Source organism: Nocardia glycosmidis (genome assembly GCF_052545115.1).
Window position 1 is genome coordinate 62,238 of record NZ_JBQWRH010000015.1, and the last position, 17,209, is coordinate 79,446.

Genomic DNA, 17,209 nt, shown 5'->3' on the forward strand with positions numbered 1-17,209 from the left:
CCGCCGATCAGGCGCGTTGGCTGCTGACCGAAACCACCTCGCCGGTCAGGTAGGAGGTGTAGTCACTGGCCAGCATCGCGATCGTCGCGGCGACCTCCCACGGCTCGGCGGCACGGCCGAACGCCTCCCGCTCGGACAATCGGTCCAGCAGTTCGATCGAACTCACTTTGTCGAGAAAAGCGTGCCTGGCGATACTCGGGGCCACCGCGTTGACCCGGACGCCGAGTTCGGCGGCCTCGATCGCGCTGCACCTGGTCAGTGCCATCACGCCCGCCTTCGCCGCGGCGTAATGCGCTTGGCCGTGCTGCGCGCGCCAGCCGAGCACGCTGGCGTTGTTGACGATCACACCGCCGTGGCCCGCGTCGCGGAAGTAGCCGAGTGCGGCGCGGGTGCAGCGGAACGTGCCGTTCAGCGTGATGTCCAGGACGCGGTTCCACTGCTCGTCGGTCATGTCGACCACCGGCGTCTGCCCGCCCAGACCGGCGTTGTTGACCATGATGTCGATCCGGCCGATGGCCTCGGCTGCCCCTCGCACCAGCGCGTTCACCTGCTCGGTGCGCTGGACGTCGCAGGCCATCGAGGCGACCCGCCGGTCCGGGAACTCGCCGGCGAGCTCGGTGGCCGTCTGCGCCAGCCGCCGCTCGTGCCAATCGGAGATCACCACATCCGCACCCTCGGCCAGCAGCCTGCGCGCCGTGGCCGAGCCGATACCGGTGCCTGCCGCCGCAGTGATCACGGCGGTGCGCCCCGCCAGCAGACCGTGCCCGGGAACGGGCGCGGGGGCGACCGACAGCGGCCCTGAACGGCTGGGGCCGGTCGGACGGGCGCCGGTCGTCACGGGCGCGCCTCGCGCGGCAGTCCGAGCACGCGTTCGGCGATGATATTGCGCTGCACTTCGTTCGAACCTCCATAGATGGTGTCGGCGCGGGTGAACAGATACAGCCGCTGCCATTCGTCGAGATCGTTCTCGGCCGCCACCAGGCCGCGGGCGCCGAGCACGGCCATCGCCAGCTCGCCTAGTCCGCGATGCCAGTTGGCCCACAGCAGTTTCGCCACCGATGCCTGGCCGCCACCGTCGTCCACGCCCGCGTCCGCCATCGTGCGCATGGCGTGCGCACGCAGCACCCGCAGCCCGACCCATGCCTTGTCGATCCGGTCGGCGATCAGCGGGTCGTCGGTCGCACCGGTCCGGCGGGCCAGCGCCTCGATGCCGGCCAGTTCGCGGGCGAACCGGATCTGCTGGCCGAGGGTGGCGATGCCGCGTTCGACGGTGAGCGTGCCCATGGCGATCCGCCAGCCGGCACCGGGTTCGCCGACCACCAGGTCAGCGGCGGTGCGGGCGTTGTCGAAGAAAACCTCGTTGAATTCCGAAGTCCCGGTGAGCTGGATGATCGGGCGCACCTCGATGCCCGGCTGCCGCATCGGAACCAGTAGATAGGACAGACCCTTGTGCCGGGTGGAGCCACGCTCGGTGCGAGCGAGGACGAAGCACCAATCGGCCACCTGGGCCAGAGAAGTCCAGGTCTTCTGCCCATTGATCGACCATTCGTCCCCGTCCAGGTGCGCCGAGGTGCTGATCGCGGCCAGGTCCGAACCCGCGCCCGGTTCCGAATAGCCCTGACACCACAGTTCGGTGACGGTACGGATGCCGGGGAGGAACCGGTCTTTCTGGGCCTCGGTGCCGAAGGCGAGCAGAGTCGGGCCGAGCAACTCCTCACCGACATGCGACACCCGCGCGGGCGCGTCGGCCTTGGCGTACTCCTCGTGGAAGATCACCTGCCTGCGCACCGTGGCCGCGCGGCCGCCGTATTCTTCCGGCCAGCCCAGGCAGGTCCAGCCCGCGGCGGCCAGGTGCCGGTCCCAGGCCAGGCGCTCGTCGAACGCCTCGTGTTCGCGGCCCGGGCCGCCGAGTCCGCGCAGCGTGCGGAATTCTCCGTCGAGGTTCTCCTCCAGCCACTCGCGCACCTCGGCGGCGAATCGCTCGTCCTGCTCGGTGTGGAATCGCTCGCCCTGCTCGGTGGCGAATCGCTCGTCCGGCGCGGCGGCGCCGGATTCTGAGGTCTGGATCGCACCCACGCCGGTAGAATAACCTACCAAGCACTTGCTTTGTAGCGTGTGCGCATAAGCGGCTCGCCGACGGTAAGGACAACCGTGACAATCCCCGCGCAGACCACACCGCTGGCACTGCGGCACGCCGCGCGCACCTTCGGCGGGGCCCCCGCAATCGCGGACGGCGCGGTCCGGCTGGACTGGGTGCAACTGCTCGAGTCGGTCCAACAGGTGGCCCGAGCGCTCATCGCTCGCGGCGTGCAGGCGGGCGACCGGGTGGCCATCTGGGCGCCCAACACCCATCACTGGGTGATCGCCGCACTCGCCGCGCACTATGCGGGCGCGGCGCTGGTGCCGTTGAACACGCGCTTTGTCGCCGCCGAAGCCGCCGACGTGCTCAGCCGGGTGCAGGCGAGGGCGCTGTTCATCGCCGGGACTTTCCTCGGCCGCGACCGGCTCGCCGAACTACGCGCCGCTGCGCCGGATCTGGCCATCGACACGGTGGTGGTGATTCCGGTCGAGCCGGGTTCGGAGAACACCGATACAGCCGCGAACACCGATATAGCCGCGCTGGACTGGTCAGAACTCGCAACCGTCGCCGGAAAAGTCACGACGACCGAAGCCGAGGAACGCGCCGAGGTGGTGCGGCCAGAGGACATCTCCGACATCCTGTTCACCTCCGGTACCACCGGTCGCAGCAAAGGCACCCTGGTCACGCACCGGCAGGCGCTCTCGGTGGTGCGGGCCTGGGCGGAGTGCGCCACGTTACGCCGCGACGACCGATACCTGGTGGTGAGCCCGTTCTTCCACAATTTCGGTTACAAAGCGGGCATGCTGGCCTGCCTGGTCACCGGGTCCGTGATCATTCCGCAGGCGAGCTTCGACGTGCCGGAGACGATGCGGTTGATCGGCACCGAGAAAGTGACGGTGCTGCCCGGCCCGCCGACCATCTATCAGACGATTCTGGACTTTCCGGAGCGCGACGAGTTCGACCTGAGCAGCCTGCGGGTGGCTGTCACGGGCGCGGCGACGGTGCCGGTGGTACTGATCGAGCGGATGCGCTCGGAACTCGACTTCGATGTGGTCATCACCGCCTACGGCCTATCCGAAGCCGCCGGCTTCGGGACCATGTGCCGCGCCGACGACGACGCCGAGACCATCGCGCACACCTGCGGCAGGCCGATCGCGGATTTCGAACTGCGGCTCGGCGCGGCGGGCGAGGTGCTGCTGCGCGGGCCCAACGTCATGCTCGGGTATCTGGACGACCCGGACAGCACCGCCGAGACCATCGACGCCGACGGCTGGCTGCACACCGGTGACGTCGGCACGCTCGACGAGCGCGGGTACCTGACGATCACCGACCGGCTCAAGGACATGTACATCTGCGGCGGTTTCAACGTCTACCCGGCCGAGATCGAGCAGGCCCTGGCCCGGCTGGACGGCGTGTCCGAATCCGCCGTCATCGGGGTGCCCGACACCAGGATGGGCGAAGTGGGCAAGGCGTACGTAGTACGCCGGGCCGGTTCGACGCTCACCGAGGACCAGGTGCTCGCGCACGCAGGCACCGTGCTGGCCAACTTCAAGGTGCCGCGGTTCGTGGAATTCCGCGACCAGCTGCCGCACAGCGCCGCCGGGAAAGTGCTCAAACGTCAACTACGTGAGGAGAAGTCGTAATGCCGCAACCGGCAACCCCGGACGAGGGCCCGGCCATCCCGGACGAGGGGGACGTGGTGACCTACGAGCGGCGGGGGCGCGTCGCTATCGTCACGCTGAATCGGCCGGACTACCGCAATGCACAGAACTCGGTGATGACCTACGCGCTCGATGCCGCATTCGAGCGCGCCGTGCAGGACCCCGCCGTCGGGGTGATCGTGCTGGCCGGCAACGGAAAGCACTTCTGCGCCGGGCACGACATCGGCACACCGGGCCGCGACCAGCACGTGCGATATGAGCACAAAGCCGCGCTGTGGTGGGACCACGTCGACCGTGTCGGCGGTGATCAGCGCTTCGCCCGGGAACTCGAGGTATATCTCGGCATGTGCCGTCGCTGGCGGGAGATTCCCAAACCCACCATCGCCATGGTGCAGGGCGCGTGCATCGCGGGCGGGCTCATGCTGGCCTGGGTCTGCGACCTGATCATCGCCTCCGATGACGCGTTCTTTGCCGATCCGGTTGTCCGCATGGGTATTCCGGGCGTCGAATATTTCGCGCACCCCTGGGTGATGGGCCCGCGCGCGGCCAAGGAGTTCCTGTTCACCGGCGACCGGTTCGGTGCGGCGCGGGCCAGGGAGTGGGGCATGGTCAACCGGGTGGTGCCGCGCGCCGACCTCGCGGCCGAGACCTTGGCACTGGCCGAAAAGATCGCCGCCATGCCCCAATTCGGTCTCGCGCTGACCAAGAAAGCGGTCAACCAGGCCGAAGACCTGATGGGCATGCGATCGGGCATGGACTCGGTCTTCGGTCTGCACCACTTCGCACATGCGCACAACGCGGAAGTCGGCGGCGACTCGCTGGGCGGCATGAACGCCGAGTCGATGAAGGCTGCCGCGAGCACCGCGGAGCAGAACGGAACGACGTAGTGGATCTGGATCTCGACCAGGCGGCGCGCGAATTCCAGCGGGAGGTTCGCGCATTCCTGGCGGCAGGCACACCGGCGAAGCCGCTGCCCTCGATGGATACGAAGGCCGGATTCGAGGCGCACCGCGCCTGGGAGCGCACCCTCGCCGACGCCCGGCTCTCGGCAGTCACCTGGCCCGAGGAGTTCGGCGGACGCGACGCCGCGCTGCTGGACTGGGTACTGTTCGAGCAGGAATACTACGCGGCGGGCGCGCCGGGCCGCGTCAGCCAGAACGGCATATCCCTGCTGGCTCCAACTCTTTTCGAGCACGGCACGCCGGAACAGCTGGCGCGGGTCCTGCCGCGGATGGCGCGTGGCGACGATATCTGGGCGCAGGCGTGGTCCGAGCCCGAAGCGGGCAGCGACCTGGCCGGCATCCGGTCCACCGCCCGGCACACCACCGGCGGCTGGCTGCTGAGCGGCCAGAAGACGTGGAGTTCGCGCGCCGCTTTCGCGGACTGGGCGTTCGGGCTGTTCCGCAGCGACCCGCGGGCCGAGCGGCACCGGGGCCTCACCTACATCATGTTCCCGCTCACCGCCGACGGGGTTTCGGTGCGTCCGATCCCGCAACTGGACGGTGAGCCCGGCTTCGCGGAGATCTTCCTCGACGACGTATTCGTCCCCGATCGTGACGTGATCGGCGCGCCCGGCGCGGGCTGGCAGGTGGCGATGAGCACCTCCAGTAACGAACGGGGACTCGCACTGCGCAGCCCGGGCCGGTTCAGCGCCACCGCACGACGACTGATCGATCTGTGGCTCGACATCGGCGACCAGGACAACACCACACAGCGCGACACGGTGGTGGATGCCTGGATCGGCAGCGAGGCATACCGGCTGCACACCTTCGGCACCCTCACCCGGCTGGACGAGGGCGGCACGCTGGGCGCGGAATCCTCGATCACCAAGGTGTTCTGGTCCGAGCTCGATATCGCCATGCACGAGAGCGCGCTCGAGATACTCGGCGCGGCGGCCGAGCACTGCGGGGCGTGGACCGATGGATACCTGTTCGCGTTGTCCGGCCCGATCTACGCGGGCACCAACGAAATCCAGCGCAATATCATCGCCGAACGGCTGCTCGGGCTACCGAGAGGAAACAGCCGATGAGATTCGCGCTCAGTTCCGAACAGCTCGATTTCGCCGCGAGCCTGCGCAAACTTCTGGAAGCGGGCCGCACTCCCGCCGCCGTGCGCGCGTGGGCCTCGGGCGATCCCACGCCCGGCCGCGCCCTGATCCGGCAGCTGGCCGACGTTGGAGCGCTCGGCTTGCTCGTCGCGCAGCGCCACGGCGGCCTCGGCGCGGAGCCGATCGATCTGGTCGTCGCGTTCCAGGAAATCGGCCGTGCGGCCGTGCCGGGGCCACTGGTGGAGACAGTCGCCGCGATTCCGATCCTGTTGCAGACACTTCCGGACCCAGGTCTGGCCGCACGCTGGTTGCCGGGCTTCGCCGCAGGTAAGGCACTGGGCACGGTAGCTTTCCAGCCGCCCGGCCACAGCGGCACCGCGCTGGATGCCGACACTGCCGAGGTCGTACTCCTGGCCCACCGAACGCAACTGTGCACCGGACACCGCACCGGCCTGGTGCGGTCGATCGATCCGGCCCGCCGCTTGTTCGCCGTAGCCGCCGACGACATCATCGCCGAGGGCGAAACGATCCGCGCCGCCGCGGCCGCCGGTTTCGATGCCGGCACGCTGGCTTGCGCGGCCCAACTGCTCGGCGCCGGCCGGGCTTTGCTGCGCGCTTCGACCGAGTACGCCAGGCAGCGTAGGCAGTTCGGCAAGCCGATCGGTGAATTCCAGGCCGTGCAACAGAAGCTCGCCGACGTGCTGATCGCGCTGGATCTGGCCGAGCCACTGCTCTACCGCGCCGCGCTGACCATGACCGGGCCCACCCGCAGCCGGGATGTGTCGGCCGCCGTGATCGCCTGTGGCGACGCGGCCTACCGCGCGGCCCGCGCCGCCCTTCAGGTGCACGGCGCGATCGGCTACACCGCCGAATACGACCTGTCGCTGTGGCTGACCAAGGTGACCGCCTTGCGTTCGGCGTGGGGCACAACGGATCTACACCGCTCCCGGATCGCTCGCGCGCTGCGGGATGAGACCGAGCAGGACCGCACCGCACAAGGAATCGCATGACCACCGCCGAACACCAGGAATTCCTCGCCTCGGTCCGAGCGCTGCTGACCAAGCATGCGGGATCCGCGGCAGTGCGCGCCGCGATGAACACCGAACTCGGTTACGACCCAGTCCTGTGGCGGCTGCTGTGCGAGCAGACCGGCGTCGCCGCGCTGGCGATTCCCCAGGAGTACGGCGGTTTCGGCGCGAGCCTGGTCGAATCACTGCTGGTGGTGGGCGAATTGGGTCGCACACTCGCCGGGGTGCCGATGCTCGGATCGGCCGTGCTCGGTGCGCAGGCCGTGCTGCTGTCGGGTGATGCCACGGCGTGCGCGCGGCTATTGCCCGAGGTCGCCGCGGGCGCCAGGACGGTCGCGGTCTGTTGGGCCAGCGAGAGCGGCTGGGACGAGCGAGGCGTGCACGAGACGGACGGCGTGCTCACCGGGACCGCGCACTACGTGCTCGACGGGATGTCCGCGGACACCCTCGTCGTCGTGACCGCGAGCGGCCTCTTCGAGGTCGAACCGAGGGCGGCAGGCGTCACCCGGCGGTCGGCCCCGACCATGGACCCCACTCGGAAACTCGCCGAGATCACCTTCGCGAAGGCGCCCGCCCGCCGACTCGGTTCCGGCGATCCGGCGCCGGTCCTGCCCCGGCTGCGGAACATCGCCTGGGCCGCCGTAGCCGCCGAGCAGGTCGGCGCGGCGGACCGCTGCCTGGAGATGACCGTGGACTACGCCAAGTCCCGGGTGCAGTTCGGGCGGGTGATCGGCAGTTTTCAGGCACTGAAGCACCGGATGGCGGACATGTATGTGCTGCTGGAATCGGCCAGATCCGCGTCCGCCGCCGCCACGGCCTCGGTCGCGGCGAACCGCCCGTCGGCCGCCGAGGACGTGTGGGTCGCCCGTGTGCACTGCTCGGACGCGCTCACCACGATCGCGGCCGAGACCATCCAGCTGCACGGTGGCATCGCGATCACCTGGGAGCACGACGCGCAGTTGTTCTTCAAACGCGCCCACGCGGACGCGCAGTTGTTCGGCACACCGCAACGGCCGTCGACCCGGTCGGCCTGAGCGAGGCGGGTGCACCGATCCACCGATGGTGCGGCGGCCTCGATCGCCGGCCCCGCCCCGAACGCCGATACCCGACACGTAGGCGATGCGGCCCCGGGAAATAAATAGTTAGCCTATGTAATAATGTTCCCGTGCAGCATGCCCCGGTGAACGCAGCGGATGACATCGTCGTCGACCTTCTCGTCACCGCGAGCAGGCTCACTCGGCTGGCCGGGGCCGTCAGCGGCGACGACCTGCCGCGAGCCATGGCGCGAGCACTCGCGGTGCTCGACGAACACGGCTGTGTGCGGGTCAGCGAATTCGCCAGGATCGACCGGTGCTCCCAGCCGGCCGCGACGACGCTGATCGGCAAGCTGGTCGCGGAAGGATTCGCAGCACGGCGCCGGGACCCGGAGGACTCCCGGGCCGTCATGGTCGAACTCACCCCGGCCGGACGCGAACGTCTCGGCCGATTCCGCCGGACCGTCGCCGCTGCGACGGCGGAACGTCTTCCCGGCTTCGACACCGAACGTCTGACCCGACTGGACGCCGAATTGCACGACCTCCTGGAGGCCTTGAAAACAGCTGCGCGACAGCGCACTCCAACCCCGAGGGAACACTGATGAGTACTGTGGCTGCCACTCGCGCACACGCCGCCGCCAACACCAGGCAACCGAAAGCCGTATGGGCGGTCGCGTTCGCGAGTGTGATCGCTTTTATGGGGATCGGCCTGGTCGACCCGATTCTGAAGCCGATCGGCGAACAGTTGCACGCCTCGCCGTCACAGGTGTCGCTGCTGTTCACCAGCTACATGCTGGTAACGGGCGTGGCCATGCTGGTCACCGGCGTGGTGTCCAGCCGCTTCGGCGCCAAGAAGACGCTGCTGGCCGGGCTCGCCGTCATCATCGTGTTCGCGGCGCTGGCCGGGATGTCGAACACGGTCGCCCAGATCGTCGGCTTCCGGGCGGGCTGGGGTCTGGGGAACGCGCTGTTCATCGCCACCGCGTTGGCCACCATCGTCGGTGCGGCCAGCGGCGGTGTCGCCCGCGCGATCGTCCTGTACGAGGCGGCACTCGGTATCGGAATCGCGACCGGACCGCTGGTCGGTGGCGCGCTGGGGGGAATCAGCTGGCGTGGACCATTTTTCGGCGTCTCGGTGCTGATGGCGATCGCACTGGTCAGCATTGTCACATTGCTGCCGGAAAGCCCCCAGCCCACCCACCGCACCTCGATCACCGCGCCGTTCCGGGCACTGCGCCATCGCGGGCTGCTCATCGTGAGCATCACTGCCCTGCTATACAACTACGGCTTCTTCACCCTGCTCGCGTACACCCCGTTCCCGCTGGACATGGACGCCCACGCGATCGGCTTCATCTTCTGCGGCTGGGGTGTGCTGCTGGCGATCGCGTCGGTGTTTCTGGCTCCTCGGCTGCAGCGCAGGTTCGGTTCGCTGCCGATGATGGGAGTGTCGCTGGGCCTGTTCGCGGCGGATCTGGCCGTGATGGGCATGTTCGCCGAGCACAAGCCGGTGCTGATCGCGGGCACTGTGCTGGCCGGTCTGTTCCTCGGCGTGAACAACACGTTGATCACCGAAGCGGTGATGGTCTCGGCACCGGTCGAGCGGTCCACCGCCTCGGCGGCCTACAGCTTCGTCCGCTTCGCCGGCGGCGCCGCCGCGCCCTACCTCGCCGGCAAACTCGGCGAGCACAGCATGGCGCTGCCGTTCTGGGTCGGCGCGGCAGGCACGGCGGCATCGGTCGTCGTCCTCTTGGCCGGCCGCTCGGTCCTGGCCCACATCGACGACCATGACCCCGCCCCGCACAGCGTCGAGGAAGCCCAGGCCATCACCGTCGGCGACGACTAACCGCCGTGATCCGAGGCAACGTATCGAGCGCGTGATCGCACGCGTACGCATCCACATACCGGAGAACCATCTGTTCCTGCTGGATCAGGTCTGTGCTTCGGATCGGATAGAGGCAGCAGTGCGCCCCAACCGGAGCAGTCCACCGTCGAGGCGAGTTGTACGCATACTTTTACATGCATGTGTGTGTACCGGTGACTTCGACGCAAAACTATGCAAAGCCCGCCGGTAGGAAGTCCGTTGGCGGAGTACGGTCAGGAGGTATGACCGAAGCGAAGCGGGGCCGCGTGCGCGTGGAGACCAGCCAGAAGCGGGTGCGGGTCTATCTGGGTGGATTCCTGGTGGCCGACAGCATCAGGCCGGTGCTCGTATGGGAGGGCCCGCACTACCCGACCTACTATCTGCCGGTCGCGGATTTGCGCGCGAAGCTCGAACCGCACGGAACCACCCAGCACTCCCCCAGCCGTGGCGACGCGACCGTGTACGACGTCTCGGTGGACGGCACGACCGCCGGTGCGGCGGCGCTGCGGTATCACGATTCGCCGATCCCCGAGTTGCGTGACCTGGTCCGGTTGGAGTGGGGCGCGATGGACGAGTGGTTCGAGGAGGACGAGCCGATCTACGTCCACCCGCGCGATCCGTACTCGCGCGTCGACATCCTGGCCGGCTCGCGGCATGTGCGGGTGGAGATCGACGGCGTGCCGGTCGCCGACTCGCACGCGCCGCGCATCCTGTTCGAAACCGGTTTGCCCGCACGGTATTACCTGCCCATGACGGACGTTCGCATGGATCTGCTGCACCCGTCGGCCACCCATACGAGCTGCCCGTACAAAGGCACCGCCGATTACTGGTCGGTCCGCATCGAGGGCAAGGAATACCCGGACTACGTGTGGGGTTACCGCACCCCGCTGCCCGAGAGCCAGAAGGTGGCCGGGCTGGTGTGCTTCTACAACGAAAAGGTCGACATCTACCTGGACGGCGAACTCCAGGAGCGCCCCCGCTCACCGTTCAGCTGAGCGGCCCCGGGTTCATCCGATTTCGCGGATTTCCGGCCGGCCGGAGCGGATTCAGCGGGCCGGCGCAGCGTCGAACGCGGTGAGTTCATGCGGATCGTGCGCGCAGAACATCCGGACCCGGTCGCCGTGTTCGGCGCGCAGCGTCCGCAGCCGCTCCAGGTTCTCCACCCGCTCACGCCCCAGGGTGCCGGCGAGCACCTCGAAGAGCCCGAGCCCGACCGGTGGGCGCGCATCGGCCGACTCGAGCTGGCGGTGATGGAAATAGGCGTCGCCGCAATGCAGCAGCCACCCGTCGCTCTGCCGGATCGCGACGCCGCTGTGCCCGCGAGTGTGCCCGATCAGGGGAATCAGCAGGATGTCCTCGAGCACCGGTACCGCGGTGAAACCGAACCACGAGTCGGCGCCGGTCTCGTGGGCGAGCCAGCGTGGCCCGTGCTCCCACTGCCGCGGCTGGTAGCGCCAGCGCTCGCCGATCGTCGGCCGCTGCGTCGCCGCATCGAGTTCGTCAGCGAAGACGTGCACGGTAGCGTCGGGGAAATCGGACAGGCCGCCCGCGTGGTCGAGGTCCAAATGGGTCAGCACGATGTGGCGGACGTCCGCATGGCGATAGCCGAGCGCGCGAATCTGGTGCAGCGCGGTGAGTTCGGGACGCAACTGCGGCCGCAACAGCTGCGCGGTGCCGAAGCCGAGCCTGCTGCGGTCGAGCACGTCGGCCATCCCGAATCCGGTGTCCACCAGCACTAGTCCATCGTCGGTCTCGATGAGCAGGCAGTGTCCGACCAACCTGCCGCTCAACAGGCCCCCACTGCCGAGCAGCGCGCGTCCGCCGACCGGGCACATCATCGCGCAGTCCAGATGGCGCACCAGCATCGCGGAAACTCCCTCCTGCGGCACCGGATCGGACCGATCCGATCCGGCACGAAGGTCTGTGTCGTTACGGTCGGCGTCACTCCGGTCGGCGTCACTCCGGTCAACATAGCCCGATCCTGACTCGGCCGCGACACCGACGCTCGCCGTCATGGCGATCAACAGGCCGACCGATCGCCGAAGGCGGTGCCTATTCCGGGATTTCGAGGATGCCCTCGTGCACCGCCCAGGCGATGGTGCGCTCCAGCTGAGGGCAGGTTTCCGGGCGGCCCGGCTGGTAGCCGCTCGCGCTCGGTTCGGCGAAAACCGGGCAGTGCTCGGCCGGGTCACCGGTCCACTGCACCGACGTCTGGTGCGTACTGCTCTTGCGCACCAGCACCTGATTGCGGCAGGCCTGACACCGCAGCGGGGTCAGGCCCTCCTCCAGATACCGGTGTTCGTCGGCCACAGTCTGGGCGCGCAGTTCGGCTCGCCGAGCGGGCTGGTCGGCGAAATCGGCTGCCTTCGCCCAGGTGGCGGCCATCAGACGCCCGCCTCGGTTTCCGCGGCCCCGCGCTTGCGACGGAGGTTCTCGGCAACCTCGGCCGTCCACGCCTCGTTGGCCTTGGTCGTGTCCACTTCGAATTCGAAGCGCTGGGTCATCTTCTCGGTGACGTCGGCCAGATCGACGTAGAACTGGTCGTACCAGCGACGCAGCTGGTAAACCGGTCCGTCCTCCTCGCACAGCAGCGGGTTGTCCACTTTGGACTTGTGCTTCCAGATCTCGACGTCCTGTAGGAAGCCGACGCTGATGCCCTCGGTCATCTTCTTCGCCAGCCGGTCGGCGGCGGCACCGTCGACGCCCTGCGGCTTCTGCAGGGTGATGCCCCACTGCAGGACGAAGGAGTTCTGGGTGACCGGGTAGTGACAGTTGATCAGCACGCTCTTGACCTCGTAACCGCTGTAGATGTTGACCAGCGGATTGATCATGTACGCAGGGCCGTAGTAGGAGGCTTCGGACTTCAGCAGCGTGTCGCCCCCGTACTTGGCGGCCATGCCGATATCCGGCCGGCCCTTGGTCTCCAGGAACTGGGTGGCGATGTGGCGCTCGAAAACGTTCTTGAAGTATGTCGGGAAGGCGAAATGGATGTAGAAGAAGTGAGCCATGTCCACCACGTTGTCGATGATCTCGCGGCAGTTGGCGCCCTCGATCAGCATCGAGTTCCAGGTCCAGTCGGTCCACCGGCCGTCTAATTCCTCGGCCGGGTTGCCGTCGGCGTCGGTATAGGGGCCCTTGATGTAGGGAATGGTGACCTCGGGTGGCGGCTGGCTGCCCTCGACGTCGTGCCAGATGAACAACTGACCGTTGCGCTCCAGTGTTGTCCAGTTCCTGGTGCGGGCCAACGGCGGCACGCGGCGCGCATACGGAATCGCGGTGCACTTGCCGCTGATCCCCGACCAGCGCCAGTCGTGGAACGGGCAGGCGATGTCGTCGCCCTTGACCTCGCCCATGCTCAGGTCGCCGCCCATATGCCTGCAGTAGGCGTCCAGCACCCGCAGTTCACCGTTGCTATCGGCCCAGACGACGAGCTTGCCGCCGAACACGTCGACCGCGTGCGGCTTGCCGTTTCGGAAGGTCTCGGCCAAACCCAGGCAATGCCATCCCCGCGCATACCGGGTGGGGACGGAGCCGACGTCCAGCTCTCGCACCCGCGCACAGCTGCGCGGCATCGGACGGGCCGCCGCGCTGGTTCCGCCGTGATTGCGCACGCTGCCGCCGGGCCCGTCGCTCGGTGGCGGTGAGGTAACTGCCATCGCGATCCTTCCTCCCGCTATACTAGAACACGTTACAAAATTGCCGCCTCGGACGCCAGCGATTCACCCCACTTCCCGCATGAGCGCACACCCGACCCGCAGCCGGCACCGGTGCTCGACATAAATAGGAACCTGTTCTAATCTCAGAGGCGAACGACTTCGGTTGTCCACCGACCAGGCAGGAGCGGGTCCCGAGATGACGCGAGCAGTGACCGAACGGGTCGAAGCGCTGTTGCCGATGCTGCGCGAACGCGCGCAGGAGGCCGAGGACCTGCGGCGCATCCCCGACGAATCCATGAAGGCGTTGCAAGAGACCGGCTTCTTCCGGTTGCTGCAGCCCGAGCAGTGGGGTGGTCACGCCGCCGATCCGGTGGTCTTCTACGACACCGTGCGCAAGATCGCCGCCGCGTGCGGCTCCACCGGGTGGGTGGCCGGCATTGTGGGCGTGCACAATTGGCATCTCGCGCTGTTCCCACAACAGGCACAGGAAGATGTCTGGGGCGAGGACACCGAGGTGCGGATCTCGTCCTCCTATGCACCCATGGGCGCGGGCACGGCTGTCGACGGCGGGTATATCGTCAGCGGTGCGTGGGCCTGGTCGTCCGGGTGCGATCACGCGAGCTGGGCGGTGCTCGGCGGCCCGGTGATCAAGAACAGCAGACCGGTCGATTTCGGCAGCTTCCTCATCCCGCGCCGCGATTACCGCATCGATGACGTCTGGAACGTGGTCGGTCTCCGCGGAACCGGTTCCAATACCGTCGTGGTCGAGAACATCTTCGTGCCGTCGTACCGGTTCCTGAGCTTTCGCGCCATGACCGAACTACGATCTCCTGGGCTGGAACAGAACACCGATCCGGTCTACAAGATGCCCTGGGGGACCATCCATCCCACCACCATCTCCGCGCCCATCGTCGGCATGGCCTACGGCGCCTACGAGGCGCACGTCGAGCACCAGGGCAAGCGGGTGCGCGCGGCCTACGCGGGCGAGAAGACCAAGGACGACCCCTTCGCCAAGGTGCGCATCGCCGAGGCTGCCAGCGACATCGACGCGGCCTGGCGGCAGCTGTCGGGCAACGTGGCCGACGAATACGCACTGCTGGTCGCGGGCAAGCAGATACCGTTCGACTTGCGCGTGCGAGCCCGGCGTGACCAGGTGCGCGCCACCTGCCGCTCGATCGCCGCCATCGACAAGCTGTTCGAGAGTTCCGGCGCCACCGCGCTCGCGAATGACACTCCCCTGCAACGCTTCTGGCGTGACGCGCACGCCGGGCGGGTGCACGCGGCCAACGACCCCGAGCGCGCGTACCTGATGTACGGCACGCACGAATTCGGTCTTCCGGTCACCGACGGCATGGTGTAGGAGGCGGTCGTGACCTCAACCGCGGAACTCACCGCCGAATCGACCTCCAGCTACGCGCAGGTGCGCCCGGACCTGCGGCTGCACTATCACGAGGCGGGCGTCGGCAACGGGCCGACAATCGTCCTGCTGCACGGCGGCGGGCCGGGCGCGTCCGCATGGTCGAACTTCGCCCGCAACATTCCGGTGCTGGCAGAGCATTTCCATGTGCTGGCCGTGGACCAGCCGGGATACGGCGGCTCGGACAAGCCGACCGAGCATCCGCAGTATTTCGTGCACAGCGCGTCCGCGCTGAAAGACCTGCTCGACCACGTGCGGATCACTTCGCGGGTGCACCTGCTGGGCAATTCGCTCGGCGGCGGCGCGGCGGTGCGCTTCGCGCTCGACTACCCCGACCGGGCCGGAAAACTGGTCTTGCTGGGCCCGGGCGGCCTGAGCACCAACCTGTTCGCGCCCGACCCGACCGAGGGTGTGAAACTGCTTGCCAAGTTCAGCTACGAGCCGACCAGGGAGAACCTGGCGGCGTTCCTGCGCATCATGGTCTTCGACCAGTCGTTGGTCACCGACGAGTTGATCGACGAGCGGTTCGCCTCGGCCGGCACACCACAGGCCCTGGCCGCGACCCGCGCCATGGGCAGATCGTTCGCGAACGCGGACTTCGAGAAGGGAATGCTCTGGCGTGACGCCTACAAGCTGCGTCAGCCGGTGCTGCTGATCTGGGGTCGCGAGGACCGGGTCAACCCGCTCGACGGCGCGCTGGTGGCGACCAAGCTGATCCCGCGCGCCCAGTTGCACGTCTTCGGCGGCTGCGGGCACTGGGCACAGCTGGAGAAGTTCCACGAGTTCAACCGGCTGGCCATCGATTTCCTCGCAGGCGTCAAGGAGGAGTGATGGGAATCCGCGCACTGGGATATCTACGTATCGAGGCGACCGATATGGCCGCCTGGCGGGAGTACGGGCTGAAAGTTCTCGGCTTGGTCGAGGGCAAGGGCGCCGATCCCGAAGCACTGTATTTGCGCATGGACGAGTTTCCGGCCCGGCTGGTGATCGTCCCCGGCGAGCAGGACCGGCTGCAGGTCTCGGGCTGGGAGACCGCCGACGCCGAGGAGTTGCAGGACGTCCGCAACCGGCTGGACGCGGCTGGAGTGCCCTACAAGGAGGGCGCGGCCGCCGAACTGGCCGATCGCCGGGTGTACGAGCTGATCACGTTCGACGATCCCTCCGGCAACACGCTCGAGGCGTTCCACGGTGTGGCGCTGGAGCATCGCCGGGTAGTCAGTCCCTACGGGCACAAGTTCGTCACCGAGGAGCAGGGGCTCGGGCACGTGGTGCTCTCGACCAAGGACGACAAAGCGGCGCTGGAGTTCTACCGTGACGTGCTCGGCTTCCGGCTGCGCGACTCGATGCGGCTGCCACCGCAACTGGTCGGTCGGCCCGCCGACGGCGAGCCCGCTTGGCTGCGCTTCTTCGGCTGCAATCCGCGCCACCACTCGCTGGGATTCCTGCCCATGCCGACGCCGAGCGGCATCGTCCACCTGATGCTCGAGGTGGAGAACGCCGACGACGTCGGGCTGACCCTGGACCGCGCGCTGCGCCGGAAAGTCGAGATGTCGGCGACGCTCGGACGGCACGTCAACGACAAGATGCTCTCCTTCTACATGAAGACGCCGGGCGACTTCGACGTCGAATTCGGCTGTGAGGGATTGGCAGTGGACGATCACAACTGGATCGCGCGGGAATCCACGGCGGTGAGCCTGTGGGGTCACGACTTCACCATCGGACAACGGCAGCGGTGACCGAGCGGACGAGCGAGACGATGACCGCGGACGGATTCGAGATCGATCCACGGCGGTTCCGGAATGTGCTGGGGCAGTTCTGCACCGGCATCACCGTGATCACCACCTTCGACGGCGACGACATGCCGATCGGCTTCGCATGCCAATCCTTCGCCGCCCTCTCCCTCGAACCACCGCTGGTGCTGTTCTGCCCCACCAAGGCGTCCCGGTCCTGGGCGGCGATCGAGAAATCCGGGCGCTTCTGCGTGAACGTCCTCGCCGAACACCAGCGCGAACTGTGCGCCCGCTTCGGCTCCCGCGAAACCGACAAGTTCGCCTGCGCGGCCTGGCACGCCTCCGACCTGGAGCTTCCGGTCCTGGACAACGCCCTGGCCACCATCCAGTGCGAAGTCGCCAGCGCCATCGACGGCGGCGACCACTACATCGTCATCGGCCGAGTCCGGACCCTCTCAGAAACGACCACCACCGGCCGCCCTCTGCTGTTCTACCGCGGCCAGTACACCGCCATCGAACCGGAGAAAACCACCCCGGCCCCCTGGCGCGCCGACCTCGAACACTTCCTCACCACGACGACATTGGACACCTGGTTGTAGGCCGGCGGACTACCACGCTCACTACAGTCGAAGGATGTCTCTACGCAGCCGGATCACTCCCGATCCCGAGATCTGCCATGACAAACCCGCAAGCTA

The 17,209-nt window shown here is 67.8% G+C and carries 17 protein-coding genes; 12 read left to right on the forward strand and 5 right to left on the reverse strand.

The features are described 5' to 3' along the window. Positions 1-7 precede the first annotated feature (7 nt). Together ACT86A_RS19375 and ACT86A_RS19380 are read right to left on the reverse strand one after the other, a co-directional pair. Positions 8-838, reverse strand: coding sequence for an SDR family oxidoreductase (locus ACT86A_RS19375; RefSeq protein ID WP_445093572.1), 831 nt, complete (start codon positions 836-838; stop codon positions 8-10). Continuing rightward, positions 835-2,076 (reverse strand): acyl-CoA dehydrogenase family protein, encoded by a 1,242-nt coding sequence (locus ACT86A_RS19380; protein WP_445093573.1) that lies wholly within the window; start codon positions 2,074-2,076, stop codon positions 835-837. The genes ACT86A_RS19375 and ACT86A_RS19380 overlap by 4 nt, the downstream gene beginning before the upstream one ends. A 75-nt stretch (positions 2,077-2,151) precedes the next feature. Between ACT86A_RS19380 and ACT86A_RS19385 the strand changes: the two genes are divergently transcribed. From ACT86A_RS19385 to ACT86A_RS19420, 8 genes are all read left to right on the forward strand, one after another. Beyond that, a complete protein-coding gene (locus ACT86A_RS19385) occupies positions 2,152-3,723 on the forward strand; it encodes a FadD3 family acyl-CoA ligase (RefSeq protein WP_445093574.1) in 1,572 nt (523 codons plus the stop codon). Then, positions 3,723-4,628, forward strand: coding sequence for an enoyl-CoA hydratase (locus ACT86A_RS19390; RefSeq protein WP_445093575.1), 906 nt, complete (start codon positions 3,723-3,725; stop codon positions 4,626-4,628). Before ACT86A_RS19385 ends, ACT86A_RS19390 begins: the two co-directional genes overlap by 1 nt. After that, positions 4,628-5,770: an acyl-CoA dehydrogenase family protein gene (locus tag ACT86A_RS19395; protein ID WP_445093576.1), complete on the forward strand. Its 1,143-nt coding sequence runs from the start codon at positions 4,628-4,630 to the stop codon at positions 5,768-5,770. The genes ACT86A_RS19390 and ACT86A_RS19395 overlap by 1 nt, the downstream gene beginning before the upstream one ends. Next, positions 5,767-6,798, forward strand: a complete 1,032-nt coding sequence (locus ACT86A_RS19400; protein ID WP_445093577.1) for an acyl-CoA dehydrogenase family protein — start codon at positions 5,767-5,769, stop codon at positions 6,796-6,798. The genes ACT86A_RS19395 and ACT86A_RS19400 overlap by 4 nt, the downstream gene beginning before the upstream one ends. Next, positions 6,795-7,850 carry an acyl-CoA dehydrogenase family protein gene (locus ACT86A_RS19405; protein ID WP_445093578.1) on the forward strand — a complete coding sequence of 352 codons (1,056 nt, stop codon included), beginning with the start codon at positions 6,795-6,797 and terminating at the stop codon, positions 7,848-7,850. The genes ACT86A_RS19400 and ACT86A_RS19405 overlap by 4 nt, the downstream gene beginning before the upstream one ends. Positions 7,851-7,996: 146 nt before the next feature. After that, positions 7,997-8,452, forward strand: coding sequence for a MarR family winged helix-turn-helix transcriptional regulator (locus ACT86A_RS19410; RefSeq protein WP_445093579.1), 456 nt, complete (start codon positions 7,997-7,999; stop codon positions 8,450-8,452). Then, positions 8,452-9,693 (forward strand): MFS transporter, encoded by a 1,242-nt coding sequence (locus ACT86A_RS19415; protein ID WP_445093580.1) that lies wholly within the window; start codon positions 8,452-8,454, stop codon positions 9,691-9,693. Before ACT86A_RS19410 ends, ACT86A_RS19415 begins: the two co-directional genes overlap by 1 nt. 260 nt (positions 9,694-9,953) lie before the next feature. Then, positions 9,954-10,706, forward strand: a complete 753-nt coding sequence (locus ACT86A_RS19420; protein WP_445093581.1) for a DUF427 domain-containing protein — start codon at positions 9,954-9,956, stop codon at positions 10,704-10,706. 51 nt (positions 10,707-10,757) lie between these two features. Here the strand turns inward: ACT86A_RS19420 and ACT86A_RS19425 are convergent, their stop codons facing one another. From ACT86A_RS19425 to ACT86A_RS19435, 3 genes are all read right to left on the reverse strand, one after another. Then, the gene (locus ACT86A_RS19425) at positions 10,758-11,576 is read right to left on the reverse strand and encodes an MBL fold metallo-hydrolase (protein ID WP_445093582.1); all 819 of its coding nucleotides are present in this window, start codon (positions 11,574-11,576) and stop codon (positions 10,758-10,760) included. 187 nt (positions 11,577-11,763) lie between these two features. Then, positions 11,764-12,096, reverse strand: a complete 333-nt coding sequence (locus ACT86A_RS19430; RefSeq protein WP_445093583.1) for a hypothetical protein — start codon at positions 12,094-12,096, stop codon at positions 11,764-11,766. Then, complete coding sequence (locus ACT86A_RS19435) at positions 12,096-13,283, reverse strand: 3-ketosteroid-9-alpha-monooxygenase, oxygenase component (RefSeq protein ID WP_445093679.1); 1,188 nt, start codon at positions 13,281-13,283, stop codon at positions 12,096-12,098. The genes ACT86A_RS19430 and ACT86A_RS19435 overlap by 1 nt, the downstream gene beginning before the upstream one ends. Before the next feature lie 280 nt (positions 13,284-13,563). Between ACT86A_RS19435 and hsaA the strand changes: the two genes are divergently transcribed. Genes hsaA through hsaB form a run of 4 tightly spaced genes read left to right on the forward strand, consistent with a single transcriptional unit; the run spans position 13,564 to position 17,113 of the window. Then, the gene (gene hsaA, locus ACT86A_RS19440) at positions 13,564-14,727 is read left to right on the forward strand and encodes a 3-hydroxy-9,10-secoandrosta-1,3,5(10)-triene-9,17-dione monooxygenase oxygenase subunit (protein ID WP_445093584.1); all 1,164 of its coding nucleotides are present in this window, start codon (positions 13,564-13,566) and stop codon (positions 14,725-14,727) included. A gap of 9 nt (positions 14,728-14,736) precedes the next feature. Next, on the forward strand, positions 14,737-15,615 hold the full coding sequence (gene hsaD / locus ACT86A_RS19445; RefSeq protein WP_445093585.1) for a 4,5:9,10-diseco-3-hydroxy-5,9,17-trioxoandrosta-1(10),2-diene-4-oate hydrolase: 879 nt from the start codon (positions 14,737-14,739) through the stop codon (positions 15,613-15,615). Beyond that, positions 15,615-16,520, forward strand: coding sequence for an iron-dependent extradiol dioxygenase HsaC (gene hsaC, locus ACT86A_RS19450; protein WP_445093586.1), 906 nt, complete (start codon positions 15,615-15,617; stop codon positions 16,518-16,520). Before hsaD ends, hsaC begins: the two co-directional genes overlap by 1 nt. A 20-nt stretch (positions 16,521-16,540) precedes the next feature. Further along, positions 16,541-17,113 (forward strand): 3-hydroxy-9,10-secoandrosta-1,3,5(10)-triene-9,17-dione monooxygenase reductase subunit, encoded by a 573-nt coding sequence (gene hsaB / locus ACT86A_RS19455; RefSeq protein ID WP_445093587.1) that lies wholly within the window; start codon positions 16,541-16,543, stop codon positions 17,111-17,113. Positions 17,114-17,209: the final 96 nt, after the last annotated feature.

What these genes read in the sequence shown, in the direction of transcription:
- ACT86A_RS19420 (WP_445093581.1), top strand. Translation starts at nt 9,954, where the DNA reads ATGACCGAAGCGAAGCGGGGCCGCGTGCGCGTGGAGACCAGCCAGAAG.
- hsaA (WP_445093584.1), top strand. Translation starts at nt 13,564, where the DNA reads ATGACGCGAGCAGTGACCGAACGGGTCGAAGCGCTGTTGCCGATGCTG.
- hsaC (WP_445093586.1), top strand. Translation starts at nt 15,615, where the DNA reads ATGGGAATCCGCGCACTGGGATATCTACGTATCGAGGCGACCGATATG.
- ACT86A_RS19430 (WP_445093583.1), bottom strand. Translation starts at nt 12,096, where the DNA reads ATGGCCGCCACCTGGGCGAAGGCAGCCGATTTCGCCGACCAGCCCGCT.
- ACT86A_RS19405 (WP_445093578.1), top strand. Translation starts at nt 6,795, where the DNA reads ATGACCACCGCCGAACACCAGGAATTCCTCGCCTCGGTCCGAGCGCTG.
- ACT86A_RS19400 (WP_445093577.1), top strand. Translation starts at nt 5,767, where the DNA reads ATGAGATTCGCGCTCAGTTCCGAACAGCTCGATTTCGCCGCGAGCCTG.
- ACT86A_RS19435 (WP_445093679.1), bottom strand. Translation starts at nt 13,283, where the DNA reads ATGCCGCGCAGCTGTGCGCGGGTGCGAGAGCTGGACGTCGGCTCCGTC.
- ACT86A_RS19415 (WP_445093580.1), top strand. Translation starts at nt 8,452, where the DNA reads ATGAGTACTGTGGCTGCCACTCGCGCACACGCCGCCGCCAACACCAGG.
- ACT86A_RS19425 (WP_445093582.1), bottom strand. Translation starts at nt 11,576, where the DNA reads ATGCTGGTGCGCCATCTGGACTGCGCGATGATGTGCCCGGTCGGCGGA.
- ACT86A_RS19390 (WP_445093575.1), top strand. Translation starts at nt 3,723, where the DNA reads ATGCCGCAACCGGCAACCCCGGACGAGGGCCCGGCCATCCCGGACGAG.
- hsaB (WP_445093587.1), top strand. Translation starts at nt 16,541, where the DNA reads ATGACCGCGGACGGATTCGAGATCGATCCACGGCGGTTCCGGAATGTG.